At 71.7% G+C, this 26,418-nt stretch carries 21 protein-coding genes; 12 read left to right on the forward strand and 9 right to left on the reverse strand.

Annotated elements, in window-relative coordinates; all coding sequences use genetic code 11:
- Nucleotides 1-2: 2 nt before the first annotated feature.
- From ACFVYN_RS22450 to ACFVYN_RS22470, 5 genes are all read right to left on the reverse strand, one after another.
- The gene (locus tag ACFVYN_RS22450; protein ID WP_390001190.1) at nt 3-1,088 is read right to left on the reverse strand and encodes a CHAD domain-containing protein; all 1,086 of its coding nucleotides are present in this window, start codon (nt 1,086-1,088) and stop codon (nt 3-5) included.
- Nucleotides 1,069-3,438: an RNA degradosome polyphosphate kinase gene (locus ACFVYN_RS22455; RefSeq protein ID WP_390001192.1), complete on the reverse strand. Its 2,370-nt coding sequence runs from the start codon at nt 3,436-3,438 to the stop codon at nt 1,069-1,071. Before ACFVYN_RS22455 ends, ACFVYN_RS22450 begins: the two co-directional genes overlap by 20 nt.
- A 333-nt stretch (nt 3,439-3,771) precedes the next feature.
- Entirely contained in the window at nt 3,772-4,743 is a 972-nt protein-coding gene (locus ACFVYN_RS22460) for a hypothetical protein (RefSeq protein WP_390001194.1), read from the reverse strand.
- On the reverse strand, nt 4,740-5,657 hold the full coding sequence (locus tag ACFVYN_RS22465) for an ABC transporter ATP-binding protein (protein WP_390001195.1): 918 nt from the start codon (nt 5,655-5,657) through the stop codon (nt 4,740-4,742). The genes ACFVYN_RS22460 and ACFVYN_RS22465 overlap by 4 nt, the downstream gene beginning before the upstream one ends.
- A complete protein-coding gene (locus tag ACFVYN_RS22470) occupies nt 5,654-6,046 on the reverse strand; it encodes a GntR family transcriptional regulator (protein WP_390001303.1) in 393 nt (130 codons plus the stop codon). The genes ACFVYN_RS22465 and ACFVYN_RS22470 overlap by 4 nt, the downstream gene beginning before the upstream one ends.
- Nucleotides 6,047-6,168: 122 nt before the next feature.
- Between ACFVYN_RS22470 and ACFVYN_RS22475 the strand changes: the two genes are divergently transcribed.
- The 10 genes from ACFVYN_RS22475 to ACFVYN_RS22520 all read left to right on the forward strand — a co-directional run bounded on the left by ACFVYN_RS22475 (nt 6,169) and on the right by ACFVYN_RS22520 (nt 16,445).
- Entirely contained in the window at nt 6,169-6,711 is a 543-nt protein-coding gene (locus ACFVYN_RS22475) for an RNA polymerase sigma factor (RefSeq protein WP_390001197.1), read from the forward strand.
- Between the two features lie 58 nt (nt 6,712-6,769).
- Nucleotides 6,770-7,597: a zf-HC2 domain-containing protein gene (locus ACFVYN_RS22480; RefSeq protein ID WP_390001199.1), complete on the forward strand. Its 828-nt coding sequence runs from the start codon at nt 6,770-6,772 to the stop codon at nt 7,595-7,597.
- On the forward strand, nt 7,594-8,457 hold the full coding sequence (locus ACFVYN_RS22485; RefSeq protein ID WP_390001201.1) for an ABC transporter ATP-binding protein: 864 nt from the start codon (nt 7,594-7,596) through the stop codon (nt 8,455-8,457). Before ACFVYN_RS22480 ends, ACFVYN_RS22485 begins: the two co-directional genes overlap by 4 nt.
- On the forward strand, nt 8,454-10,001 hold the full coding sequence (locus ACFVYN_RS22490; protein WP_390001202.1) for an ABC transporter permease: 1,548 nt from the start codon (nt 8,454-8,456) through the stop codon (nt 9,999-10,001). Before ACFVYN_RS22485 ends, ACFVYN_RS22490 begins: the two co-directional genes overlap by 4 nt.
- Nucleotides 9,988-10,704: an ABC transporter gene (locus ACFVYN_RS22495; protein WP_390001204.1), complete on the forward strand. Its 717-nt coding sequence runs from the start codon at nt 9,988-9,990 to the stop codon at nt 10,702-10,704. Before ACFVYN_RS22490 ends, ACFVYN_RS22495 begins: the two co-directional genes overlap by 14 nt.
- Nucleotides 10,705-10,797: 93 nt before the next feature.
- Nucleotides 10,798-11,274 (forward strand): hypothetical protein, encoded by a 477-nt coding sequence (locus ACFVYN_RS22500; RefSeq protein WP_390001205.1) that lies wholly within the window; start codon nt 10,798-10,800, stop codon nt 11,272-11,274.
- Nucleotides 11,271-11,879, forward strand: a complete 609-nt coding sequence (locus ACFVYN_RS22505) for a hypothetical protein (RefSeq protein ID WP_390001207.1) — start codon at nt 11,271-11,273, stop codon at nt 11,877-11,879. Before ACFVYN_RS22500 ends, ACFVYN_RS22505 begins: the two co-directional genes overlap by 4 nt.
- Complete coding sequence (locus ACFVYN_RS22510) at nt 11,879-13,648, forward strand: WXG100 family type VII secretion target (protein WP_390001209.1); 1,770 nt, start codon at nt 11,879-11,881, stop codon at nt 13,646-13,648. Before ACFVYN_RS22505 ends, ACFVYN_RS22510 begins: the two co-directional genes overlap by 1 nt.
- Nucleotides 13,645-14,052, forward strand: a complete 408-nt coding sequence (locus ACFVYN_RS22515; RefSeq protein ID WP_390001210.1) for a hypothetical protein — start codon at nt 13,645-13,647, stop codon at nt 14,050-14,052. The genes ACFVYN_RS22510 and ACFVYN_RS22515 overlap by 4 nt, the downstream gene beginning before the upstream one ends.
- Nucleotides 14,049-16,445, forward strand: a complete 2,397-nt coding sequence (locus tag ACFVYN_RS22520; RefSeq protein ID WP_390001211.1) for a type VII secretion system-associated protein — start codon at nt 14,049-14,051, stop codon at nt 16,443-16,445. Before ACFVYN_RS22515 ends, ACFVYN_RS22520 begins: the two co-directional genes overlap by 4 nt.
- A 4-nt stretch (nt 16,446-16,449) precedes the next feature.
- Here the strand turns inward: ACFVYN_RS22520 and mshD are convergent, their stop codons facing one another.
- A complete protein-coding gene (mshD, locus tag ACFVYN_RS22525; RefSeq protein ID WP_390001213.1) occupies nt 16,450-17,376 on the reverse strand; it encodes a mycothiol synthase in 927 nt (308 codons plus the stop codon).
- Between the two features lie 146 nt (nt 17,377-17,522).
- Here mshD and ACFVYN_RS22530 point away from each other — a divergent pair, with 146 nt between their 5' ends.
- Nucleotides 17,523-19,337: a bifunctional metallophosphatase/5'-nucleotidase gene (locus tag ACFVYN_RS22530; protein ID WP_390001215.1), complete on the forward strand. Its 1,815-nt coding sequence runs from the start codon at nt 17,523-17,525 to the stop codon at nt 19,335-19,337.
- Between the two features lie 544 nt (nt 19,338-19,881).
- A complete protein-coding gene (locus ACFVYN_RS22535; RefSeq protein WP_390001217.1) occupies nt 19,882-21,666 on the forward strand; it encodes an ABC transporter ATP-binding protein in 1,785 nt (594 codons plus the stop codon).
- A 16-nt stretch (nt 21,667-21,682) separates the two neighbouring features.
- Here the strand turns inward: ACFVYN_RS22535 and ACFVYN_RS22540 are convergent, their stop codons facing one another.
- The 3 genes from ACFVYN_RS22540 to ACFVYN_RS22550 form a co-directional block, all read right to left on the reverse strand.
- Complete coding sequence (locus tag ACFVYN_RS22540; RefSeq protein WP_390001218.1) at nt 21,683-22,330, reverse strand: Uma2 family endonuclease; 648 nt, start codon at nt 22,328-22,330, stop codon at nt 21,683-21,685.
- A 137-nt stretch (nt 22,331-22,467) separates the two neighbouring features.
- A complete protein-coding gene (locus ACFVYN_RS22545; RefSeq protein WP_390001220.1) occupies nt 22,468-24,231 on the reverse strand; it encodes an immunity 49 family protein in 1,764 nt (587 codons plus the stop codon).
- A gap of 77 nt (nt 24,232-24,308) precedes the next feature.
- Nucleotides 24,309-26,354: a pectinesterase family protein gene (locus ACFVYN_RS22550; RefSeq protein WP_390001222.1), complete on the reverse strand. Its 2,046-nt coding sequence runs from the start codon at nt 26,352-26,354 to the stop codon at nt 24,309-24,311.
- Nucleotides 26,355-26,418 lie beyond the last annotated feature (64 nt).

Consider the following 26,418-nt stretch of genomic DNA (forward strand, 5'->3'; position numbering starts at 1 on the left):
CTTCAGGTACCGACCGTCTGCTTCTGCCAGCACTGCTGGAACGCGAACCGGGCCGCCTCCACCTCGTGGCGCTGGTCGGCGTGCAGGACACCCAGGGCGTAGGCGGTGGCCGGGGCTATGCGGGGGGTGCGGGCCGCGGCGGCGGCGTCGGCGGCCGCCTCCGCGGCGTCCCGGTGGCGGTCCAGGGCCTGGCCCGCGGTCAGGAGCCGTACCTCCACCGTGGGGTTGTGGCCGTCGAGGACCTCCCTCGCGTAGCGGTGCAGGCGCAGGAGAAGACGGACCTGGTGCCAGGGGGCGTCCTGGGGGTGCGGGGAGGAGGGGTCCGGAGAGAGACCGTGGACGAGGGCCTCGGCGTTGTAGGGGCTGCCCGCGGTGATCAGGGGGAGGGCGGTCACCGCGGCTTCGAGACGTTCCTGGGCCGCGGTGGCCAGCGGGTGCAGGTCGGTGGTGACGGCCGTTCTCGTCAGCGGGACCTCGCTCGCCAGTACGGCGATGCTGTCGGCGACCGCGTGGAAGCGGGAGGAGCCGAGGGCCTGGAGGGCGGTGGTGTGGGCCCGGGTACGGGCGAGGGTGAGCCGGCGGTCCAGGAGGGCGCCCGCTTTCGCCGCGCCCACCGTCAAGGTGCCGCGGTCCGGGGCGGGCAGGGCCGCGGGGGGTGCAGCGGTGCCCACGGCCGCACCCGTCGGTTGTGCCGGGAACACCGCCCCCGAGAGCCTGTGCAGCGCCAGCAACAGCCGCTCCAGCCGGGACTCGTACGCGTGCTCCATGCCCAGGGTCCCGGACAGCCAGGCCAGTTCGGGGCGCAGGGACTCCGACCAGTCGGGGTCCAGGAGGGGGCGGAAGGTGTGGAGGCAGGCGCTGATGCGGCGGACCGAGCGGCGCAGGGCACGGGCCGCGTCGACCGGGTCCTGCGCGCCCGCCGCCGTAGCGCCCGCCGCCGTACCGCCCGGGTCGCGGTACCGGCGCAGGGCGCGGAGGAACTCGGTGGCCTGGGAGCGCAGATGGCCCGCGAGCGCCTCTCCGGTGGGGCCCGGCGGCCCGACGTGCCCGGACCGGGGATCCGTCGGGTCAAGGTGTTGCTGTGCCACGCCGGCGCCTCCGGGCGTCTATGAGCATCTCCTGGACGTTGCGCAGGGGTTGGCCGTCCGCGTCCGTGGCGTGCCGGGTCCACTCGCCGTCCGGGCCGAGGTGCCAGGACGCGGTGGTGTCGGACATCCCGGTCTCCAACAGGCGGTTCAGGGCTGCCCGGTGGGCCGGGTCGGTGACCCGGACCAGTGCCTCTATCCGGCGGTCGAGGTTGCGGTGCATCATGTCGGCGCTGCCGAACCACACCTCGGGTTCGCCGCCGTTGCCGAAGGCGAACACCCGGGAGTGCTCGAGGAACCGGCCGAGGATCGAGCGGACCCGGATGTTCTCGGACATGCCCGCGACGCCCGGGCGGATCGCGCAGATGCCGCGCACCCAGACGTCGACCGGCACGCCCGCCTGGGACGCGCGGTAGAGCGAGTCGATGAGCGCCTCGTCCACCAGCGAGTTGACCTTGATGCGGATGAAGGCCGGACGTCCTGCGCGGTGGTGCTGGACTTCCTTGTTCACGCGGGAGATGAGGCCGTCGCGCAGGGACTTGGGGGCCACGAGGAGGCGGCGGTAGGTCTCGCGGCGGGAGTAGCCGGACAGCCGGTTGAACAGGTCGGACAGGTCGGCGCCCACCTGCGGGTCGGCGGTGAGCAGGCCGAGGTCCTCGTAGAGCCGCGCGGTCTTCGGGTGGTAGTTGCCGGTGCCGACGTGGCTGTAGCGCCGTAGCGTGTCGCCCTCCTGACGGACCACCAGGGACAGCTTGCAGTGGGTCTTCAGGCCGACGAGGCCGTAGACGACATGGCAGCCCGCCTCCTCCAGCTTGCGCGCCCACTTGATGTTGGCGTGCTCGTCGAAGCGGGCCTTGATCTCGACCAGGACGAGGACCTGCTTGCCGGCCTCGGCGGCGTCGATGAGGGCGTCGACGATCGGGGAGTCGCCCGAAGTGCGGTACAGGGTCTGCTTGATGGCCAGGACGTCCGGGTCGTCGGCCGCCTGCTGGAGGAAGGCCTGCACGGACGTGGAGAAGCTGTCATAGGGGTGGTGCAGCAGGACGTCACGGATGCGCAGGGCGGCGAAGATGTCCGGCGCGGACGCGGACTCGACCTCCGCCAGGTCGCGGTGGACGCCCGCGACGAACTTGCGGTACTTCAGCTCGGGGCGGTCCAGGCCGGCTATGCGGAAGAGGCCGGTGAGGTCGAGGGGGCCGGGCAGCGGGTAGACCTCCGCCTCGGAGATCTTCAGCTCGCGCACGAGGAGGTCGAGCACATCGCGGTCGATGGACTCCTCGACCTCCAGACGGACCGGCGGACCGAAGCGGCGCCGCATGAGTTCCCGCTCCAGGGCCTGCAGGAGGTTCTCGGCGTCGTCCTCCTCGACCTCCAGGTCCTCGTTGCGGGTGACCCGGAAGGTGTGGTGCTCCAGCACCTCCATGCCCGGGAACAGCTCCTCCAGATGGGCGCCGATGACGTCCTCGATGGGGACGTAGCGGCCGGGGGAGGACTCCAGGAAGCGGGACAGCAGCGGTGGGACCTTGACCCGGGCGAAGTGGCGGTTGCCGTTGACCGGGTTGCGCACGATGACGGCCAGGTTCAGGGAGAGGCCGGAGATGTACGGGAAGGGGTGCGCCGGGTCGACCGCGAGGGGGGTCAGGACCGGGAAGATCTGGTGCCGGAAGAGCGTGAAGAGCCGAGCCTGCTCCTTCTCCTGCAACTCGCTCCAGCGGACCAGGTGGATGCCCTCCTCCGCGAGAGTGGGGGCGACGTCCTCGTGGTAGCAGGCGGCGTGCCGGGCCATCAGCTCGCGGGAGCGGGCCCAGATCATCTCCAGCACCTCGCGCGGCTGGAGGCCGGAGGCGGAGCGGGTGGCGACGCCGGTGGCGATACGGCGCTTGAGTCCGGCGACCCGGACCATGAAGAACTCGTCCAGGTTGCTGGCGAAGATCGCGAGGAAGTTCGCGCGCTCCAGCAGGGGGGTGTTCGGGTCCTCGGCGAGTTCCAGGACCCGCTCGTTGAACGCGAGCCAGCTGCGCTCCCGGTCGAGGAAACGGCCCTGCGGGAGCTGGGCGGCACCGTCGACCGGGATCTCCTCGTACGCGTCGAGATCGGCGTCGAGGTCGGGCTCCAGATCGGAGACGGTGGCCGACACGGTGTGCGGTCGGTGCGCGGCTATGGAGCCCACGGAGGGCTGCATGTGCTGGACCTCTGCCTGGGCGTTCGACTGGCTCATGGCCCCATTCTTCCGCGCCAGGAGCGAAACGGGCGCGTCGGAGGCGGCGAGCGGGAGCACGGCGGCGACCGGGGCGTCCCCGTTCCCTGCGGATCCCTCGGGCGGCGGCGAAGGCTCTGGCACAGCGGGCTTCATTCAGTGAGCCTCGCAAGCCTGTCTGAACCGACGGTTACGGCGACATGGCGTTCGGGATATCGGGGGAGGGCTCGCGGGGGTCTGCGGATGGGGGGCGGGGGTTTCTCACGGGGGTGGGGTGTGGGGCGGAGGGGGGTGAGGGGGTGCCAGCTGGTGCGGGGTGCGGGGTGCGGGGTGCGGGGTGCGGAAGGCGGTCGTGGTCGTGGTCGCGGTCGTGAGCGTCTGAGGCTGGGCGCCCCAGGCCCCGGCCTCCAGGCTCCAGGCCCCGGGCCCCGGGCCCCAGGCCCCGGGTCTCGGCGGGGGCGTGGTGGCGTAGGGGCAGTGCGGTCGTGTTCAGCCCGTCGCCGCCCGTCTGCGCAGGAGAGCGAACGCGAGGGTGACCGTGAGTGCGGTGAGGGTGAGCAGGATCCCGGTCTCCAGGAGCTGGCGGGGCCAGTAGTCGGGGGACGGCAGGTACTCGCGGGTGAAGCGGACGACGTCGTGCTCGGCGAGGCAGGCCTTGTTCGTGTAACACCTCGGGTCGCCGATCTCGGTGCCGCTGGAGGTGACCGCGTGGCTGCGGGAGGACAGCTCCGGCTGCTGGTAGCGGCCCTGGAAGGGCCAGTGGTTGCCGCGGAAGGAGTAGACCAGGAAGTACGCGAAGCCGCTGAGCGTGAGCGCGGGCAGGGTGCGGCGGACGGCGAGGCCGATCAGGGAGCCGAGGGCGAGTCCCAGCAGGGGCGCGGCGACGGTGGCAGGGCCGAGGGAGAAGTAGAGGGAGCGGGGGCCGATGCCGGCGATCAGCAGGTTGCCGTGGGCCGACCACAGCTGCCGGTACAGCAGGGTGAGCAGACCGGTGCCGACGACGATGAAGGCGGCCGGCACCGCGAGCTTGGCGGTGAGCCAGCGGGCCGGGGAGACCGACTGGGTCCAGGCGAGCTGTGCGGTCCCGCTCTCCAGCTCGCGGGCGATCAGCGGGCCGCCGGCGAACAGGGCCACGGCGAAGGAGGCCAGGGTGATCAGGGTGTCCGGGTCGTAGAAGAGGTCGTTGTACGCGCCAGAGGTGAAGTAGAAGCGCGTGTCCTGCGTGTACGCGGTCTCCATGACCCCGCCGCCGTAGCCGTACCTCTCCAGCTGCCGTGCGGTGGCGTCGGCGCCGGGCCCGGTCAGCCACAGCAGCAGGCCGGCGGTGAACGCCACGAAGGCGAGCCAGATCCACAGGGCGGTGCGGTGCAGGCGCAGCACGGTGCGGACCAGGCCGCCGGGTGCCGTCCTCGACGCGGAGACGGAGGCGGAGGATGTCTCGTCCAGGGTCGCGGTGCTCATGCCGTCACCGCCTCGGCGGGCGCCGTGGTGCCCGGGGTGAGCAGCGCGGGGGCCTCGGGGGCGCGGAGGTGGGCGAGCAGCAGTTCCTCCAGGGAGGGCTCCTCGGTCGCCCAGCCCTCGCCGACCGGGCCGTCGCGCCGGATCAGGGCGGTCAGACCGCGGCCCGCCGTACGGGACTCGATCACCGTGTGCGGGGCCAGGTCTGCCGGGGTGCCGCGGCCGGTGACCACGGTGTGCGCGGCGAGCAGGTCGTCGATGCCGCCGCCGAGCCGGACCCGGCCGCCGCCCAGGAGCAGCAGGTGGTCGCAGGCGTCGGCGAGCTCGGCGACGATGTGCGAGGACATCAGCACGGTGGTGCCGTGCTCGGCGGCGTCCGCCATCAGGGTTCCCATCAGTTCGTGCCGGGCGAGCGGGTCGAGGTCGGCCAACGGCTCGTCGAGCAGCATCAGCTCGGGTCGCTTGCCGAGCGCGAGGGCCAGCGCGACCCGGGTGCGCTGGCCGCCGGAGAGTCCGCGGATGCGGGACTTCGGGTCGAGGCCGCCCTGCTCGACGATCCGGGCGGCGCCGGCGGCGTCCCAGCCGGCCGGGTTGAGCCCGGCGCCCATGCGCAGGGTCTCGGCGATGGTCAGCTGGGGGTAGAGCGGCTTGTTCTGGGCGAGGTAGGCGATCCGGTCGCGGGCCTCTCCGGGCGCCACACCGAGGACGGTGAGCGTGCCGGAGGTGGGCCGCAGCAGACCGGCGGCCAGGGCGAGGAGGGTGGACTTGCCGGCGCCGTTGGGGCCGACCAGCGCGCTGATGCGGCCCGTGGGCAGCCGGAAGGAGCAGCCGTCGAGGGCCGGGGCCCGCCTGCCGTACCGCTTGCCCAGGCCGGACGCCTCCAGGGCGACGGCCGGGGTGGTCCTGGTGGAACTCACTGGTCCCCCTTCGGGAAGTGCTCGTCCAGTACGGCGGTGAAGAGCGCGTCGACGTCCTCGCGCCCGAGTCCGGCCGCCCGGGCCCGCCCGGCCCAGTCGCCGAGTTCGGCGCGCAGGGGGGTGTCGGCGGCCTGGACACCGGCGCCGAGCGTCCTGCGGACGAAGGTGCCGAGACCGCGGCGGGCCTCGACCAGGCCCTCGCGTTCCAGTTCGCGGTACGCCTTGAGCACGGTGTTCGGGTTGATGGCGGTGGCTTCCACGACCTCGCGGGCGGTGGGGAGCCGGTCGCCGGGTTCGAGGAGGCCCAGCCGCAGGGCTTGTTTGGTCTGCTGGACGATCTGTACGTAGGTGGCGACGCCGGAGCGCCGGTCGATGCGGTACTCGACCACGCGGACGACCACCCTTTCACTATTTGAGTAGTGAAAGGCTGGTTGAAGGGGGTGGTGAAAGTCAAGCGGGGATTCTTCGCAGCGGGGTGAACCGGTCGGCGGGGGTCGTCCGATGAAGGGGCGTGAGGGAAACGAGAAGCGACGGGGATCTGCTGCGGGCCATCGCAGCGGACGGCGACCGGCGCGCCTTCGAGGAGCTGTACCGGCGGTACGCGCCCTGGCTGCTGGCCCGGCTGCGCGGCCGGAGCGCCGACGCGGGCCTGGTCGACGACGTCGTACAGGAGACGTTCCTCGCGGTGTGGCGGGGGACCGCGCGCTACCGCGAGGAAGGCGATGTGGCCGGGTGGCTGTGGCGGATCGGCTCGCGGCGGCTGATCGACGCGCTGCGCGGTGACGGGGCGCGGGGGCGGCTCAGGCAGGCCCTGTCCCGGCTGCGGCACCGGGACGAGGTGTCCGCGGAGGAACGCGTGCTCGCGGGGGTGGAGCACGGGGACCTCGCGGGCGCCCTCGTCCGGCTGTCACCGGAGCTGCGGGCGGTTTTGCAGGCCACGGTCATCGACGGCCTGACCACCCGCGAGGCCGCCGTCCTGCTGGGCATCCCGCCCGGCACGGTCAAGACCCGCGCGATGCGGGCCCGCAAGCAGCTGAGGGAGGCCCTCGCATGACCAACCGCGCACGACCGCAGGGCCCGGCACGGGAACGCACTCGAGGAGGTGGGGCGGCATGACCTGGCATGTGGCCGAAGAAGATCTGCGGGCGTATGCCCAGGGCGAGTTGGCCGCCCCCCTGCTGTGGTCCGCCGACACCCATCTCGCCGCCTGCGCCGAGTGCCGGGGGCTGCTCGCCGGGGTCAGCGACCCGGTGGCGCTGGACGCCGGGTGGGAGCGGCTGGACGCCGAGCTGGACGCGCCCCGGCCGGGGTGGTTCGAGTCGCTGCTGACGCGGGTCGGGATCGCCGACCACACCGCGCGGCTGCTCGCGGCCACGCCGGTGCTCAGGCGCTCCTGGCTGGCGGCCGTGGTGTTCCTGCTGCTGGCGACCGTCGGCGCGGTGCGTACCACCGAGTCGCCGACCCTGTTCCTCGCCCTCGCCCCGCTGCTGCCGCTCGCCGGCGTGGCGCTGTCCTACGGCCCGGTGCTCGACCCGACCTACGAGATGACGGTCGTCGCGCCCACCCACGGCTTCCGGCTGCTGATGATCCGCACGCTCGCCGTGCTGGTCGCGGGCCTCGGTCTCAACGGGCTCGCCACCCTCGCCCTGCCCGGCTACGGCCTGCGCGCCCTGGCCTGGCTGCTGCCCGCGCTCGCCCTCACCGCGACCGGCCTCGCGCTCACCCCGAGGCTCGGCCCGGTCCTCGCACCCTCCCTGGTTGGCGGCGCCTGGGTCGCCGCACTCCTCGCCGCGCAGGCCGCGCAGCAGACGGCCGCCGACCCCCTCGCGCCCTTCACCGCGGCCGGGCAGGGCGTGGCCGGGGCGGTGGCCGGGCTCGGCGCCGGGCTGCTCTTCCTCCTCCGTGACCGCTTCGACCTCTTCAACGGGAGCGCCGAATGACCGCCACCGTCTCCGCCTCCGGGCTCCGTCTCCGCTACGGCGGCACCCGCGCCCTCGACGACGTGTCGCTGCGGCTGACGCCGGGGGTGACCGGGCTGCTCGGGCCCAACGGAGCCGGGAAGACCACCCTGTTGCGGGTGCTCGCCACCGCTGTGCCGGCCGACCGGGGCTCCTTCACCGTGCTCGGCCATGACCCGGGCAGCTCGCGCGGACGTCAGCAGGTCCGCCGTTCGCTCGGCTATCTGCCGCAGGCCCCGGGGTTCCACCCGGACTTCAGTGCCTTCGAGTTCGTCGACTACGTGGCGATCCTCAAGGAGCTCACCGACCGCACCGCACGCCACCGCGAGGTGCGGCGGGTACTGGAGGAGGTCGACCTCGGGGACGTACGCCGACAGCGCATCAAACGGCTGTCCGGCGGGATGCGGCAGCGGGTCGCGCTGGCCGCCGCCCTCGTCGGCGACCCCGGCTTCCTCGTCCTCGACGAGCCGACCGTCGGCCTCGACCCCGAACAGCGCATGCGGTTCAGGGAGTTGATCGCCCAGGCGGGAGAGGGGCGGACCGTGCTCCTGTCCACCCACCAGACCGAGGACGTGGCGATGCTCTGCCACCGGGTGCTCGTCATGGCCCGCGGCCGCATCCTCTTCGAGGGCACCCCCGCCGAACTGACCGCCCGCGCGGCCGGCCGCGTGTGGAGCAGCACGGAACGCGCCCCGGATGCCAAGGCGGGCTGGCGCACCGGCACCGGCTCCTTCCGCAACGTCGGCGACCCGCCCGCCGGTGCCGAACTCCTCGAACCCACCCTGGAGGACGGCTACCTGCTCACCCTCGACGACGTGGACGCCGAGGTGGCGGCCGCGTGAGCCTGGCGACGCAGACGGTGGCCGAGCCCGCCGCCGTACACGAGGACGATCCGCGCCGACGAGCCTGGGCCGCCGTGTTCGCCCTCGCCCGCTTCGAGGCACGCGACCTGCTGCGGTACGTCCTGGTGCTGGCGACCCTCGTGCTGTACGTCGGATACACGGTCTGGACGCTGTTCCACGAGAAGGACGGCATGGAGGCCTTCCCGGTGCTCCAGGACGCCGACCGCGACACCCAGAACGGGCCCCTGCTCCTGGGCATCGCCCTGTTCGTGTGCGTCAACCGCTGCACCCTGCGCTCCCGCAGGCGCGGTACCGACCGGCAGTTCGACGTGCTGGTCATGGAGCCGTGGCGGCGGACGGTCGCGCATGTGCTGTCGGTGGTGCCCTTCGCCGCCGTCACCGCGCTCGTCGTGCTCGGCGAGTTCACCCGGCAGGCCCTCAGGCCCGGCGCGGTGGGCCACGGCTCACCCGCCGAACTGGCCGTCGGCCCCCTGTACGTGCTGCTGTGCGGCGCGCTCGGGGTGCTGCTCGCCCGGCTGGTCCCGTCCACGTTCGCGGCACCGGTCGGCATCGTCGCACTCTTCGTCGCCAGCGTGTTCCTCTCCGCGGGCACCAGCGGCGCGGAGTGGACGCGGTGGCTGTCCCCGATCGTGGGCGAGACCAGCGGCAACACGGTTCTCCCGTCGGACCTCGTCGGCCGCCCGGCGGCCTGGCACGCGCTGTACCTGACAGGGCTGATCCTGCTGCCCGCCCTGTGCGCGGTCCTGGTGAGCGGCGGCCGGGCGCTGCCGCTGAAGGCGGCCACGGCGGGCGCGCTCGCGCTGACGCTGGCCGGCGCGGTGGGCCAGTCCGGGGGCGTGTCACCGGAGTTGGCCGCCGCCCGCGAACGGGCCTCGGTCTCCCCGCAACGCGACCAGACCTGCGTCGAGCACGGCACCTCGACGTACTGCGCCTTCCCCGAGTGGACCGGCCGCGCGGGCACCTGGGCGGGGGTCGTGGACCGCGTCCAGTCCCTGGCCGGCGGTACGGCCGCCCGGCAGCCCCTTCTCGTACGGCAGCGGGTCGAGGCCCGGTACGGCCTGGGCGGCGACACGGCGCTCGATCCGCTCACCACCCCGCACCAGGTCACCGTCGGCACGCGGTGGGGCGGAAACCGGGTCCCCGAGTTCGCGGTCGCCGTCGGCTATGTGCTGGTCGCCGGTGACGAGGCGAAGGGCGGCGAGCTGTGCGACGGACGGGTGGTCACCGCGATGTGGCTGGCCCTGGGCGGGGACTCCCACCCGATGACCTCCTTCACGAACGTCCGCCTCGACGACAGCGTCACCGGGGCGGCGTATGTCCTCGCCCCGACCAGCGGGCTGTCCATGACGGCCGAACAGACCGATGTCGTACGGGAGTTGCTCCAGCGTCCCCGGAGCGAGGTGACGGCTTCCGTCAAGCGGCACTGGAGCGAGCTGACCGCGTCCGGGGTCTCGACGGCCCAGGTGGCGCGAGTGCTGGGGACCGAGGTGCCGAAGGGGGCGAAGGACTGTGCGCAGGGGTGACGGGGGTTCCCGCGGGGCGCTGGTGGCGGCCGTGGCACGCACCCTGCCGTGGCGCGCTGTCGGCGCCGGGGCGGTCGTAGGGCTGCTGGTCGTCGCGCTGCCACGGCTGGTGTCAGGGCCGCCCGACGCGTGGCTCGGCCTCACCCTTCTGCGGGCCGCAGCCCTCGTCTTCGCCCTGGGCCTGGCCTTCCTCCAGGACGACCCGGCCCGCCGGCTCACCACCCCCGTCCCCACCCGGCGTTGGGTCCGCACCGGGCTGCGGGTCGCGCTGGTCGCCCCGGTCGCCGCGCTGTGGTGGACGGCCGTACTGGTCCTCGTACCGGAGCAGGCGCGCCCCCCGGTCGGCGCGATCACCCTGGAGGCGGCGAGTACGGCCGCCCTCGCGCTGGCCGCCGCGGCGGTGGCGGTCCGCCTCACCGACGAACCCGAACCCGGCCCCTCGGTGGCGTCCGGCGTCCTGACCCTCGCCCTCCTCGCCCCCCTTCTGCTCCCCGCCCGCTGGGATCTGTTCGTTCCGGCGGAGGACCCCCACTGGGAGGCGGCGCATGTGCGGTGGGCGGTGGTGCTGGTGGCCGCGGCGGCGGTGTTGATGGCCTGTGGCCCGGAGCCCCTGCGGAGAAGGGTGTTGAGGAACCGACCGCAGCCGGGGCTCGCCCTGGAGCGGGGTTCCCCCGATTCACCGGGGTCGCAGTCGTCGATCTAAGATCGCTTTGCTCATGCGATGCAGCCGCAGTTCGCCATGCCTGGCATGCGCTGAAGTCGTGTCAGATCAAGGCGGCCGGGGGTGCGGAGCCGGATGGGCGGGGAGCCGTCGACAGGGACGGCGGAACTGCGGGCGCAGATGGGCGCGTTCCAGCATGGTGAAGGGGACCCGCAGGCGCTGGTCGAGGCCGTGCGCGGCGCGGAGCTGCTGCTCCCGCTGCTCGGCGAGGGCGCCGTGTGGAGTGGGGAACTGGACGACATCCGCTGGCTGTTCGCGTTCACCGGCACCCGCGAGATGCACACCTTCCTGCAGCAGAAGTGGGAGGCCGCCGAGCCCGGCGAACTGCCCGCCGAACTGGCCCGGTACGCACGCTACGTCGCCGTGAACGGTGAGGAGCTGCTGCACGAGCTGCTTCCCGCCTGGGTGGGGCGGGACCGGGTCCCGATGGGGATCGTGGTGGACGTGTCCTCCCCATCGCGCGCCTTCCTGCCACCGGTGTCCGGGATCGTGCCGGACGGGATCGCGCTCGACAAGCAGTCCGTCACCGATGGGGAGGTTGCCGCGTGGTGAGCGGTGGTGGTTACGGGGTCGACCCGCAGATCCTGAAGCAGGTGTCCAAAGGCATCAACGACGCGTTGGACGAGCTGAAGAAGATCACGGACGCGACCGGGGCGACCACGGGTCAGGGCTTCTCCGATCTGTCCGTGCCCCCCAACGCGATGGGCCACTCCGCCGCCTCGCAGAGGCTGGACGACTTCGCCGAGCGCTGGGGCTGGGAGGTCCAGGCGCTCCTGGACGAGGGCAACGAGGTGGCCGGGACGCTGGATCTGAACGCCGGCTACTACCACGAGGCGGAGGAGTACGGCATGGGCGTCCTCAAGGACGTCGCGCTGTCCGCGACCGCCGACCCGACGCTGACCTCGCAGGACGCGGAGAAGATGTCCTGGAGCCAGGTGGGGGACAAGGCCGGGGACACCTACCGCCCCGACTACTCCATGGCCGGTTTCGAGGACGCTTCCGAGGAGAGCCGGAAGAACCTCTCCGCCACCTGGACCGACGTCACTGAGACCGGCTATGCCGGCGGTGAGATCGGTGTGGTGAAGGCCGCCGGTTCCATGGCCTTCGGCGGTGACGACGACGGACAGGGCTCCGGCGTCGCGGCGAAGGGCAAGTGATGGGCTTCCTCGACGATCTGGACGGCGCCACCCAGGGCCTGCGCGACACCTTCGCCGACGGGGTGCAGACCGTCACCCACGGCACGTCGGAGCTGCTCGACGCGGCCGGCGCACACGGCTGGGCGGACAAGGCCGACGGAGCCGGCTCCTGGATGGCCGACCAACTGGGTGCCCGCACCCGCGAGCTGGAGCTGGACGAGACCGACGACCCGGCCCTGCTGGTGCACGGCGACGCGAGCGCGATCCGTGAGTCGGCGGCGCAGTTGAGGAAGCTGGGCGCGGCCTTCGAACGGACCGGCCAGGCGCTGCGGAAGATGGACCCCGAGGACTGGCAGGGACAGGCCGCCGACCGCTTTCGCGAGAAGGTGCGGACCCATCCCAGGCGCTGGCTGAAGGCCGCCGACTCGTTCGAGGACGCGGCCGCCGCGATGGACCAGTACGCCCACACCGTCGAGTGGGCGAGCAAGCAGGCCCGCGAGGCGGTCGAACAGTGGAAGCAGGCCCGGCAGCGGACCGAGGCCGCCTCGGAGCAGTACCGGCGCGAGGTCGACGACTACACCCGGCGGGCCCTCGCGTTTCAGGTGGCGGGCCTGTCCGGCACCGAGGACGGGCAGCGGCCTCCGCAGGAGCCGGGCCCGTTCCAGGACCCCGGGGCCGAGGGACGCAAGTCGGCGGAGCACCTGCTCAAGGCGGCTCGCAGCGAGCGCGACAGTTCGGGCGCCCAGCTGGCCGAGAAGCTCGCCCGCGGCACCGACCAGGCCCCCACCGAGCCCGAGGGCCTGGACCGCCTCAAGCGCGAACTCGGCAACACGTTGAAGAACCAGCTGGTCGGGGCCGAGCACAAGCTGGGCGGCGTCCTCAAGACCGGCACCTCGATGCTGCGCCTGGCCCGCACGGTCAACCCCATGGACCCCTACAACCTGACCCACCCGGCCGACTACACCACCAACCTCACCGGCGTCGCCCGCGGCCTGGTGCACACCGCCAACCACCCCACCGAACTGGTCAAGGGCCTTGTCGGCGAGGGCTGGAGCACCGACCGCAACCAGGCCATGGGCGCCTTCGCGACCAACTTCATCGGCGGCGGGGGTGCCGCGGGCAAGATCGGCGCCAGGTCCGTCGCCCACAGCGTGGAGGGCGCGGTCGCCAAGGACACCACCAAGACCGTCGGCCAGAGCCTCACCGACACCGCCGCCGGAGCCGTCAAGCACGTCGACGACGCCTCCGAGGCGGTCGGGAAGCTGGACCCGGACGATCCGCGCAGCCTTCCCGCGGCCGTCGAGAAGAACATCGACATCGACGGCATGAGGCACCAGCCGGTGTGGCGCGAGAGCCACGAACCGCTGTACCGCAACGACAACCGTCATCCCACGGAGATCTTCGAGCAGGGCTTCCACCCCTGGGACTCGTCCAACAACGACCTGTTCGGCTATGTGGAGGGCAACCACAAGTCGGCCTTCGTGGGCACCACCACGGATCCGGACGCGAACTGGGTGAAGGACTACCGGTACGAGATCGACGCTCCCGGCGGGATCGACGTCAACCAGACGCTGCCGAACAACAAGTACGCCGATACCGACAAGGAGATCGCCTTCGCCGGCGGCATCGACCGCAAGCACATCAAGGGAGCCTGGGAGATCTCTCGTGACGGGACCAAGGGAGAATGGATACCGAACCCCCACTACGAGCCGCACGTCCCCCGAACTCCCACCGCTCCCAGCCCTGAACCACCGCCCGCAAGCCGACTGCCCCAAGGATGGACCCGATGAGTCCCCTTCCCGACCACTTCGAGGTCCTCGCCTACAACGGCGCCTGGCAGACCGACGCGGTGCTGCGCTGGGAAGGCGACGACCGCGACCACGACTACACCGTGACCGCCGAAGGCCCCTGGGGGCGGTTCTCCGGCAGGGCGGGTGACTGCTTCGAGGCGCTCATCCGCGTCCGCGAGCAGCTCGAACCCCTGGGGTGGTTCCTGGGTGTCAACGGTTCCCGACGCGACACCTGGCCTTCCGGGATGTGCCGTGGCATGGGCGGCTTCCTCGTGTACCACCTCACCCCCTTCGTACGTCTCACCAGCGCCGACCGCATCGAGACGTTCCTCCCCGCACCCCGCGAGACGCTGGCCACCATCGCCGACCAGATCGCCTTCGAGAAGTACTGGCAGTCCACGTGACCCCTCCGCCCGGCTCCGCGCCCGCCGTCCCTCCGGTCACCCCGGCCCTGCGCGCCCAGGCCGCCCGGCAGCGCGGCGGCTACGTGTACGCGATCGACCCGTACTTCGACCCCGCCGGCGCGGTTCCCCCGTACGGCATCGTCGGCGGCTGGTCCGTCGACCACTCCGGGCAGCTCGTCTCCTTCACGCACAACCCGAAGTACCGCCCCTCGCCGGTCGCGCTGGAGTTCCCCGCTCCGCTCACCGCCCTGGACGCCGCAGTGCAGCGAGCGGTCACCGGCTACGGCAGCGAGGCGGAACTGCTCGCGGCCTTCCGCGACGCCACGCTCATCCTGTTCGCCCAGGAGGGGCAGGACGGGCTCTACACGGTGGCCGAGGACGACGGCAGCCGCTACATCCCGGCCTTCACCCACCCCGACCACACCCCCGACACGTGGTACCAGTGGCGGCAGACCACCGGCGACCTCCTCGCGGCCGCCGGTCTCCCGGTCCGGCTCAACCCAGGGCACCGCATCAGCCTGACCATCCCGGCCCAGGCCGGGAACGGAGCCGGTGCGCAGAACGCAGGCCCCGGCTCGTCGTCTGCCACACCGTCGCCCCCCACCTCGTCCCCCGACCTCCCCGAGGCCCCCGTAGGTGCGCCGCTGCTCGCCGCCGGCCTGCTCGCGGCGCTCGGCCGCCGACGCCGTACGGCCCTGTGGGAGTCCGCGATGAGCGCCGAGGGCCACCGCACCCCGGAGCCTCCCCAGCCGACGGGTGCCGCCGCCGACACCCGGGACGCGCTGGTCGTCGACGCCGACCCACAGGCCGTACGCGATCTCGACCGTGCCCTGCGGGGACTGGCGGCCGCTCTGACCGCGCAATCCCGCAGCCTGCCGTCCGTCCGCGCCGCCTGGCTCACCGACAGCGAGCTCACCCTTCAGCTCGCTCAGCCGGCGCAGCAGCCCCCGGCGCCCTGGCGGCCCGGCCAGAACGACACGTTCTGGCGTGTCCACCTGGCCGACGTCCCGGCACACGAGACGGACACGGACGCTGCCGCCCCCTACCCCGGCCTGGTCAGTCTCGGCACCCGCGGCCGTGCGCGGCTGCTGCTGAACCTCGAAGCCCTGCCCGGACTCGTCTCGCTGACGGGCGCTCAGGCGGACCGGACGGCGGTCCTCGCATCGATCGCCGCGGAACTCGCCACCAGCGCCTGGGCGGACCGGATGACCCTCACCCTCGTGGGCCACGGCGCGGAACTCGCCGAGCTGGCCCCCGCCCGGGTCCGCCAGGTCGACGACATCGGCGAACTGCTGGAAGGCATGGCGGCCGAGACCGGCCGGCGACGCGATGCCCTCGCCATGGCGGGCCACGACTCGGTGCTCACCGGGCGCACCGGCCTGTCCCGGGACACCTCATGGGAACCCCACCTGGTTCTGTTCGCCGCCCGGCCGAGCGAGGACCAGGCAGCGAAACTCGCCGAACTCGCCGCGGACTCCGGCCGACTGGGCATCGGCTACCTGGCCGCCACCGGGGACAAGGGCCTGCCGGACACCTCCTGGGAACTCGAAGCCACCTCCGACGGACGCCTCCTCGCGCCACCGCTCGGTCTGGACCTCCGGGCACAGCGGCTACCGCAGGACCAGTACGAGGCCGTGGTCCGGCTCTTCGCCGACGCCGTGTCCGACGCCGACCGCGCCCCGGACCCCGGTCCCCCGCCGTTCCGGGTCGACCTCACCCCCAGTGGACAACCCGCGGTGTACGCACGGCTGGTCGGCACCTACGAGATCATCGGTCTCGACACATCCGACGCCGAGCACGGCCCGCTGCTCCACGAGGCCCTGGCCATGCTCCTGCTCCACCGCGAGGGAGTGCATCCGCGGGTTCTGGCGTCCGGCCTGTGGCCCCGCGGCGTGACCGATGACGTCCGGGACGCCTTCATCGCACACCTGCGGACCTGGCTGGGAACCGATCCCGACGGCAGCCCGCGGCTCGGCATCGGTACCACCGGGCGGCTGACCCTCGCGCCCTCCGTCGTCTGCGACCTCGACGTGCTGCGCACGCTCCACCACGAGGCCACCGCGGGCAGCGGACCGGGTGACGCACGCATACGGGAACGCCTGCTCGACGACGCCCTGGCCCTGGTTCGCGGCCCCCTTCTCACCGACCGCCCGGAGGGCCGCTACACCTGGCTCTCCCACGAGACCATCGAGGTCCAGCTACCCCTGCTGGTGGCAGACGTCGCACTGGCTCTGTCCGCCCACCACCTGGAGGCCGGCAACCCGGCACCGGCGCTCGACGCCCTCAACACGGCCTTGGCCCACGCACCGACGGACGAGCGCCTCCGGAACGAACTCCTACGCACCGAGGCCCTCCTCGACGAGCTCCAGCCGTTCTGGCGTGACGCCCGGTAGTGCTTCACGTCTCCGTGCGGTACATCAGGTCCGTCTCGTACGTCGTGAAACCGAGCCGTTCGTAGACCGAGACCGCCGCCTTGTTGTCGGCGTCGACGTACAGCATCGCGGTCGGCAGGCCCTGCGCGGCGAGGTGGCGCAGGCCGATCGTCGTGAGGGCCTTGCCGAGGCCGCCGCCCTGGGTGCCGGGGCGGACGCCGAGGACGTAGACCTCGCCGAGCTGTTCCGCCGCGTGGACCTTGGTCCAGTGGAAGCCGATCAGTTCGCCGTCCCGGAAGGCCAGGAAGAAGCCCTCGGGGTCGAACCAGGGCTGTGACGTGCGGTCGTCGAGGTCGCGCTGGGTCAGGGAGCCCTGCTCGGGGTGGTGGGCGAACGCGGCCGCGTTCACCGCGAGCCAGGCGGTGTCGTCCTCGCCGGGGACGAAGGCACGGACCGTCACGCCCGCCGGGAGCACCGGGTCGGGCAGCTCCAGGCCGGTCAGGGGGCGCCGCATCTGCCGTAGCTCACGGAAGAGGGTGAGTCCCAGGACCTGGGCGAGGTGGCGGGCGGCGCTGTGGCCGCCGTGGGCCCACACCCGCAGCCGCTTGCCGGAGGCGGCGAGGAGTGCCGTGCCCAGGGCGCGGCCGTGGCCGTGGCCGCGGTGGTCGGGGTGGACGACCAGCTCCGCCGCCGGTGCCTCCACCGGGTCGGTGTCCTCCAGCTGGGCGTAGCCGGCCAGTTCGGCGCCGACGTACAGGAGCAGATGGGACACGCCCTCGCGGGCGCCGCCCCGCAGCTGCAACCTGCCCTGCTCGGACACCGCTTGCCGGCCGTCGGCCTGCGCGGCCTCGGCGAGGAGCCCGAGGACCGCCTCGGTCTGCTGCGGCGAGAGCACCGAAAGAGTGTCGATAGAGCGGGAGATGCCGGGGCGTGCGATGTCGTCGCTGGTCATGGCTACGAGGGTAAGGGCAGGTCCGGGCAAAGCGGCGGCAAAGAAGCAACCGGGATGTAACCATGAAACCCCTGTCGCGCTACGCGCGTTGACCCTAGGCTGCGCCGGACGGGGGCCACTCTCACATCCGGATCACAGGGGGGCGTATGCCAGCCATATCCCAGTCGCAGCAGGCTCAAGCCGTCCGTCGCAGACGCCGTACCTACCGTCTGCTCGCCGCGGCCGCCGGTCTCGCCACCGTCGGCGCCCTTGCCGCCGCGATGCCCGCGGGCGCGCACGACAACAAGCACGGCAAGCCGCTGCCGAGCCGCTACCAGGACGTACAGCTGCTGTCCTTCAACGACCTGCACGGCAACCTGGAGCCGCCGTCCGGTTCCTCCGGCCGGGTCACCGAGCTCCAGGCGGACGGGACGACGAAGACGATCGACGCGGGGGGCGTCGAGTACCTCGCGACCCATCTGCGCGAGGCCCGCAAGGGCAACGCCTACTCCGTCACCGCGGCCGGCGGTGACATGGTCGGCGCGTCACCCCTGATCTCGGGTCTGTTCCACGACGAGCCCACCATCGAGGCGCTGAACAAGCTCGACCTGGATGTGACGAGCGTCGGCAACCACGAGTTCGACGAGGGCGCCAAGGAACTGGCCCGGCTGCAGAACGGCGGCTGTCACCCCACCGCCGGCTGCTACACCGACAAGAAGTTCAAGGGCGCCGACTTCCCCTACCTCGCAGCGAACGTCCTGGACGAGAAGACCGGCAGGCCGATCCTCAAGCCCTACTGGGTGTGGAAGAAGAACGGCGTCAAGGTCGGCTTCATCGGCGTCACCCTGGAGGACACCCCGGGTGTCGTCTCCGCCGAGGGCGTCAAGGGCCTGAAGTTCAAGGACGAGGTCGAGACGATCAACAAGTACGCGCGCGTGCTCCAGAAGCAGGGCGTGAAGTCGATCGTGGCGCTCATCCACGAGGGCGGGCAGCCGGCCTCGGGCTCGTACAACTACAACTGCGACTCCCCGGGCGCCGGTGACGGCATCTCCGGTCCGATCGTCGACATCGCCAAGAACATCTCGCCCTCGGTGGACGCGCTGGTCACCGGCCACACGCACGCCGCGTACGTCTGCACGATCCCCGACCCGTCGGGCAAGCCCCGCATGGTCACCTCGGCCGCCTCCTTCGGCCGCCTCTACACGGACACGACGCTGACGTACGACCGCTTCACCGGCGACATCGCGCGTACGGCCGTGAAGTCGGCGAACCACGTGGTCACCCGGACCGTCGCCAAGGCGCCCGACATGACCGAGCTGATCGGCAGGTGGAACACCCTCGCGGCGCCCATCGGCAACCGTGCGATCGGCTACATCTCCGCCGATGTCCCGAGCACCGGCACGGAGTCCCCGATGGGTGACCTGATCGCCGACGCGCAGCTCGCGTCCGGCAAGAAGCTCGACCCGGAGACCGACCTCGCGCTGATGAACCCGGGCGGGGTGCGGGCGGGCCTGACCTACGCGGCCAAGGGGACCGAGGGCGACGGCGTGGTGACGTACGCCGAGGGCTTCACCGTGCAGCCCTTCTCCAACACCGTGAACCTCCAGGACTTCACCGGCGCACAGCTGGTCAAGGTGCTCCAGGAGCAGGTGAGCGGCTCGAACACGGCCTCGCCGAAGATCCTGCAGCCGTCGGCGAACCTCACCTACACGCTGGACCTGACGAAGACCGGCGCGGACCGGATCGTCGTGGACTCCGTGAAGCTGAACGGGGCGGCCATCGACCCGGCGGCCACCTACCGCGTCGCGACCAACAGCTTCCTCGCGGGCGGCGGCGACGGCTTCACCACGCTGGGCCAGGGCACGGGTGACCTCGTCGGCGGCGACGACCTCGCCGCGCTCGTGGACTACCTGACCGCCAACTCCTCGGCGACCAGCCCGATCGCACCGCCGGCCACGAACCGGATCGCGGTCGTTCAGTAACTCTTGAACCGGGTCGCACAGACCCGGAGCGAAAAGCCAAGGCCCCGCCGATCACGGCGGGGCCTTTTCATTGGCCCATAAATTCTGTGTCAGCCTTTCGATTCTCAGGTGATGCACATCCTTTCTTATTGAGGTCTAAGGCGGAATGGCCTTTTCTCCCGCGGGAATGCCGTAGTGTTTTCCATGTCGAGATCGAACGACGCAAACGCAAAGGGAAACACAAGAAGCACGCGCCGAAGCGCCGCCCGGTCGCCCGCAAGGGCTGACACAGGATTCACCGAAGTAAATCAAATTCATTCACAGGTGAGGATTCAGACATGAGCTTCCACAAGATCGCCCCCGTCAAGAAGGCCCCCAAGCCCGCTCCGGCCCCCAAGAAGAAGGCGCCGAAGAAGCACACGCCGAAGCGTCGCCCGGTCGCGCACAAGGGCTGAGCCGGCACGCCACGAGGCGGGGTCACCGGTCAGCGAGCGCGTCTCGCACCGGGGCCCCGCCTCGGCCGTCTCCGCCCCCTCGCGACCGCCGCACACGAAAGGGAGTCGTCATGAGGGAAGTCCGCGAGGCCTTCCACCGTTTCTGGCCGCTGACCCGCGGCGACCGCAAGTGGCTCGCGGCGATCGTCGCGTGCGTGGTGGTGTCCGCACTCGCCGAGACCGCCGCGATCCTGCTGTTCGCGGAACTCACCGACACCGCCCTGAAGGCCGGTTCGCTCTCCGCTTTCTGGGGCCCGGCCGGCGCCTGGCTCGCCGTGGCCGCGCTCGGCGCCCTCGTCGGCTACTTCGGCAACTCGCTCGCGACCTGGACCGCGGAGAGATTCGTGCTGCGGCTGCGCGCGAAGGTCTTCCGGCACATCCAGGACCTGCCCCCGCACTTTTTCCAGAAGCACCGCCAGGGCGACCTGGTCGAACGCCTCACCGGTGACGTCGAGGCCATCGAGCAGATGGTCGTGTCCGGAGTCGTCGGCACGGTCGCCGCCGCCTTCTCGGCCGTCTTCTACTCCGCGGCCGCCCTGTACCTGCGCTGGGACCTCGCCCTCGCCACCTTCGTCCTCGCGCCCCTGTTCCTGGTCGCCGCCCGCCGCTTCTCCGGCCGGATCAGGGAGGCCTCGCAGGACGAGCGGGACGCGGACGGCGCGATCACCTCCGTCGTGCAGGAGTCGCTCGGCAACGTCGTGCTGACCCAGGCGTACAACCGCCGCCGCGACGAGGAGCGGCGCCTGGACCGCGAGGCCCGCGCCTGGATGAAGGCGTCGGTGCGCGGGGCCCGGCTGAGCGAGATGTACGAGCAGTTCGTCGAGGTCGTGGAGACGCTCTGCGTGCTCGCCGTGATCGGCATGGGCGTCTGGGAGATCTCGGCCGGTCGTATGACGCTGGGTCAACTCCTCGCCTTCGCCGCCTTCATCGGCTATCTGTACCCGCCCGTCCGCAACCTCGGCCAGCTGGGCCTGACCCTCACGGCGGCCACCGCGGGCGCCCGGCGCCTGAACGAGATCCTGGACGCGAAACCGTCGGTCGGCGACCCGGCCGAACCCGTCCCCGCCTGGCCGGTCCACGGCTGGGTCGGCTTCCACGGCGTGCGCTTCCGCTACCCCGACGCCCCCAGCGACTCCCTCACCGGCGTGTCCTTCACCGCCGCCCCCGGCGAACTGGTGATCATCACGGGCCCGAGCGGCGCCGGCAAGTCCACCCTGTCCAAGCTCCTCACCCGCTTCTACGACCCTGCCGCGGGCGTGATCACCCTGGACGGAGTCCCGCTCACCCACATGGGCCTGGAGTTCCTGCGCGAGCAGATCGCCCTGCTCCCGCAGGAGACGCTGATCCTCAACGGCACGATCCGCGAGAACATCGGAACGGGCCGGCCGGGCGCGAGCGACGCGGAGATCGAACAGGCGGCCCGGTCGGCGGCCGCCCACGACTTCATCTCCGCGCTCCCCGAGGGCTACGACACCGAGATCGCCCCTGGCACAGCCGCCCTGTCCGGCGGCCAGCTCAAGCGGATCACCATCGCCCGCGCGATGCTCCGGGCCGCGCCCGTCCTCATCCTCGACGAACCCACCGCCGGCCTCGACTCGGTCGCCGCGCGCCAGGTCGTTCAGCCCCTGCGCCGCCTGATGTCCGGCCGCACGACCATCATGATCACCCACGATCTGAGCCTGGCCCCGGACGCGGACCGCATCCTGGTCGTGGACGGCGGCCGCCTGGTGGAAGCGGGCACCCACGCGGAACTGGTCGCCCGCCAAGGCCTCTACGCCCGCCTGCTGGGCCCGCTCCCGGAGGACACGATGATCCTGCGGAAGCTGCCCGACGACACGACGACCCTGCGCCGCTGAACCGACTCCGCCCCCGTCAGCCCCGCTTGGGCCCCGTGATCGCCTCACCGATCACGAAGCCCTTGGCGGGGCCTTCGCCGATCGTGACATCGGTGCCGTAGGGGACACGGTGGATGTCCTCCCAGTCGGCCTTCTCGGGGCGGGGGCCGGTGAAGAGGGTGACGGCACCCTGACCGTCGTAGTCGTCGATGAGGACGTACACGGGGATGCCGGCGCGGGCGTACTCGCGGCGCTTCTTGAGGCGGTCGCGCTTCTGGTTGCGCTTGCCGGGGGAGACGACTTCGACGACCACGTGGAGCACCTTGGCCTCTACGCCTACGCCGTCCTCGTCCGTGTAGGGCTCCAGGTCTTCCGGGGCGACGAAGACGTCCGGGATCCAGGTCCGGCGTTTGTGGATGACGTTGGTGTCCTGGTGACAGGCGTACTCGCTGCCGTCCAGGAACTTGTCCAGCGCCCGGCGCAGACGATTGGCGATCTGTGCATGGGGCACACGACCGGTCGGTGACACCTCGATGGCTCCCTCGATGATCTCGGCGCGGTAGCCCTCGGGGAGTTCCAGGGCCTTCCATGCCTGCCACAGGACCTCGTCCAGGTCGGGTCCGTTCAAGGATTCGGGCTGAGCCTCGGACATGGTCTTAGGCCTCTCATGCGCGAGAGCGGTCAAGGGGGCACCTCCTCATCAAGTGTGGGCTGGGCGTGCGCGGGGCACAAGCAACGCGATCACCGTAGGCAGCGCTGTAGGGCTGACCAGCGGAAACAACCCCAGTTCACCCGTTCGAGGGAGATTCACCCGGCACGTCCTCAGAACGGCTCCGCCGCCCCCACGATCCGCTCCGGCAGATACGGCGAGCTCACCCTGATCTCCCAGCCCCGCCGCCGCGCGTGGCAGACGAGGGCCAGGATGTCGAGGCTGAGGGCGGCGTCGGGGTCGGAGGGGCGGTCGGCGACGGCGTAGTGGTCGCGGTGGGCCGTCAGGGCGTCCAGGAGGGCCAGGTTGAAGCTCTCCTCGTCGCCCTCGACGAGCTGGGAGAAGAGCACCACGGGCGGCGGCAGGAACCCCTGGTCGCGAGCCTTGCCCGCGTCCCGCAGGGCCTGGTCCGTGGTGGGCTCGGGGTCCTCGCCGCGCAGGTAGGCGTGCAGGGCCCGGCGGTAGGAGGCCGACACGGAACGGTCCGGGCCGACGCGCTCCGGCCCCGCCAGGACCAGTGGCGCCAGATGCTCCCGCCGGCCCGTGACCAGCGCGAGGTGCACCGCCCGGTGCCAGGCCCCCGGCCCGGCGTCCTCGTCCCGGCAGGCGGGGTACGTCACGGTCCTGCCGTCGATCGTCACCGGCACGTCGGTTCCGGGCTCCGCCAGCGTCGTACGGAACAGCGCGGCGCCCAGCTCCGCGGCCAGCCGCAGGTTCTCCAGCTGGGCGTCGCTCGCGTCGGGCGTGTGCGCGGCGCGGGTCCGGAACAGGAGCTCCTGGTAGGTGACGGCGTAGGCCAGCTCGAAGGTGGTGAGCGACTTGCCCGGCACCGGGGTGACGGCGTCCCGGGTGTACCGCTCGAACTGCTCCTCGCTGTCCGGATCCAGCGGACGCGGCTCCAGGCACCGCCCGAACTCCACCACCCCGGCCGCCAGTTCGGCCACCGCGTCCGGGCGGCGGTCCCGGCCGTAGGGCCCCACCCGCGGCGGTGTGGCCTTGAACCCGGTGACCAGCGCGTCCGGCAGATAGTCGCTGTCGACGGCCGGCGGCCAGCCCTCGTCCCGGTACGCCAGCGCCGTCAGGGCGATCGGCAGGAGCGGGAGGAGGCTGCCCGGGCGCGCACCGGGACCGGGCGTGCGGGTCAGCGGCTTCAGCAGCCGTACGACCGCCTCGCCGAACCCCTCCCGGTCGCCCGAGGTCAGTGCGCGCAGCGCCTGCAGCCCGATGCCGTACGGCTGGTCGGTGAGGTGCTCGCCGGTCTCCGACTCCCGTGCCCGGACCCGGTCGAGCGCCGCGTCGAGCGCGGTGAGCTTCCGCTCGCGGGAGGGCGGGCAGTCGGCGTCGTCGTCGGCGGTGTCGCCGATGACGTACGCCATGAAGCCGTTGACCAGCTCGGCGTCGGGGTGTCCGGAACGGCCCTTCAGCGGGGCCTCGCGGGCGAAGTGGAAGGCCTCGCCGTGCCATTGGGTCTTCTCGACGAGGATCGCCAGGCAGAACGCGTCCAGCCACCTCGCGGCGGTGACCGGCTCCGGGGTGCCCCCGGGCTCGCGGTCGTAGACCAGGCCCCAGTTCGGGTAGGTGAGGAACACCTCGAAGTGGTCGCGCGGGAAGTACGCCGCGTACGCCACCGCGCCTGCGGCCGCCTCGGCGGCGTCCTCCAGGACCGCCTTCGCCTCGGGGGAGTGGAGATCGGGGGTCTCCACCGAGAGCGCGCCGAGGTACTCGACGAACTCCTGGGCGATCAGCCACCACTCCCACGCCGTCACCGGGCCGGCCTTGGACAAGGAGTGGACCTGCGAACCGATCCTGTTCGCGAAGTCCTTCCGCACCGCCGAAACGGCCGCCTCGCCGACCCGATGCCTTTCGATACGCACCATTGTTCCGCTCCCCCGTCAGTCCCTCTTCAGCTGCACAACCAGCCTAGAACGAGGCACTGACACAGCAGCGGAGCAGATCAGGCCGCGCTCGGCGTCCAGTCGCCCAGCCAGTCCGCGACCTCCTGGCCGGTCGCCTGGGCGTCGGTCAGCTGCGGCCGGTCGGAGGACGCGGCACCCGAGCCCGCGCCGGTGTTCTTGTACTCCGCGAACCGGTCGTCCTTCCAGGAGAAGCCGCTCATGTCGGTCCACGGCGTGGTCCTGATCGCCGCGCTCAACGACGTGTTGCGGACCGTGGTCTGCGGGTCGAGGCTCGCGTCACCGCCCGCGTGCCAGGGGCGGCCCAGGTAGAAGCTCGCGGACGAGACGTCCCCGTTCACCGTCGAGTTGGCGATGAGGATGCCCTTGCGGTTCGAGGCGGTGCTGGGCGCGGTGACGTAACCGGCCGAGGTGCCGTTCCAGCGCTTCTTCAGCGTGATGACGGACTTGTCGATCACCGCGGTGGCGCGGCCGAAGATGAAGTCGACGTTGCCGACGACATAGGAGTTCTTCATGTAGACGCGGCCCAGCTTGTCCTTGGCCGCGGTGTCCACCAGCAGGGTGTCCTGGTCGCCGCTGACGACGACCCCGTCGAGGAACACCTTGTCGGCGGCGGTGCGCAGGGCGACGGCCTGCTGGGCGATGCTCTGGTTGGCCTTCTCGTCGAAGTCGTTGGAGATCGACAGATTGCGGGCCTGGAAGTCGTCGGCCTCCACGGCGACGGTGGCGCTGCCGCCGGTGCCGTAGGTGCCCGAGCCGTCGGGCTTGGGCGTGCCAGAGGCGTTGTTGTAGACGATCACCGTGTCGTTGCGGCTGGATCCCGTGCCCTGGATGGTCACGTGCGGCTTGTTGGACGGCACCTTGACCAGTTCGCGGTACGTCCCCGGCTTCACGGAGATCACCACGCGGGAGGGGTTGTTGGCGGGTACGGCGTTCACCGCGGCCTGCACGGTCGAGTACTGCCCGCTGCCGTCCTTGGCGACGGTGAGGGTGGTGGCCGCCGCAGCTTTGGTGGTCGTGGTGGTGGCCGTCGTACCGATCGAACTACGCGGTCCGGCGCCCGACTTGAGCAGGGCGGGTACGTCGGCGGTCTTGTCGAGCGTGTAGGCGTAGTACGTCTTCGGGTCGAAGGCGGTTCCCCCGCTCTCGTTCCTGCCGCTCGTGCCCACGAAGGTGTTGCCCTTCTGGACGATGCTCGCGGTGGCGTCCTTGATGACGGGGTTCTTGAAGCCCTGGAAGAAGGAGTTCTCCAGGACCATCCTGGTCGCGCCGCGCGAGTAGTTGCCGTAGGAGGAGTTGATGTCCGTCCCGGCCACGTCCTCCAGGAAGTTGTTGTAGAGGTGTGCGTGGGCGGCGTTGTCGGTGGACGGGTTGCGCTGCTCCGTCTCGCGGATCCAGTTGTGGTGGATGGTGATGTCGGTGACGACGTTCTCCGTCCAGCCGATGCCGAACGCCTTGTTGTCCTGGCTGAGTTTGTTCCAGGACACCGTCACATAGGTGCTGTCCTTGCGGACGTCGATGAGTCCGTCGGCCATGTGCCGCAGGTCGTTGTGGTCGATCCACACGTGGTGGGCGCCGTCCATCTGGATGGCGTCGAAGTCGTGTTCCTTGTCGTTCCAGACACCCTGGTAGGCGTCCCGGATCGTCAGGTTCCTGATGATCACGTTGTGGACGCCGGAGCCGAGGAAGAAGCCGCCGCCGACGATCTGCCCGGAGGTCCCGGCCCCGACGATGGTCTTGTTGCTCTGGACCTTGATCTCTTTCCCGACCGGGTCCATGGTGATCGTCGCCGCGACGACGATGACGTACGGCTCGCTCGCGGTCGCGTACTTCTCCAGGTCGGCGAGCGTCTTCACGGTCACGATCTGACCGTCCCGCCCGCCGTACGTCCCGTTCTGGCCGAGGGCGTTGACCGAGGCGAAGCCGTCCGCGGTGGCGGTGGCCCAGGCGGGGGCGGCGGTGGTGGCGGCGGAGGCCTGGGGCTGGGCGCCCGGGAGCAGACCGTAGGCCAGGCCTCCGGCGGCCGTCAGGATGAGCGGAACACCGAGGGCGAGAGCGGTGGTTCGGCGTCGGCGATGCTGGGCCATGGGGGGCATCCGTTCCGTGCGGGGATGGGGACCGCAGAGCAGTCGCCGCCCCCGCACGGAAGGT

This window comes from Streptomyces sp. NPDC058307, from assembly GCF_042880295.1.
In the GTDB taxonomy this organism is placed as follows: domain Bacteria; phylum Actinomycetota; class Actinomycetes; order Streptomycetales; family Streptomycetaceae; genus Streptomyces.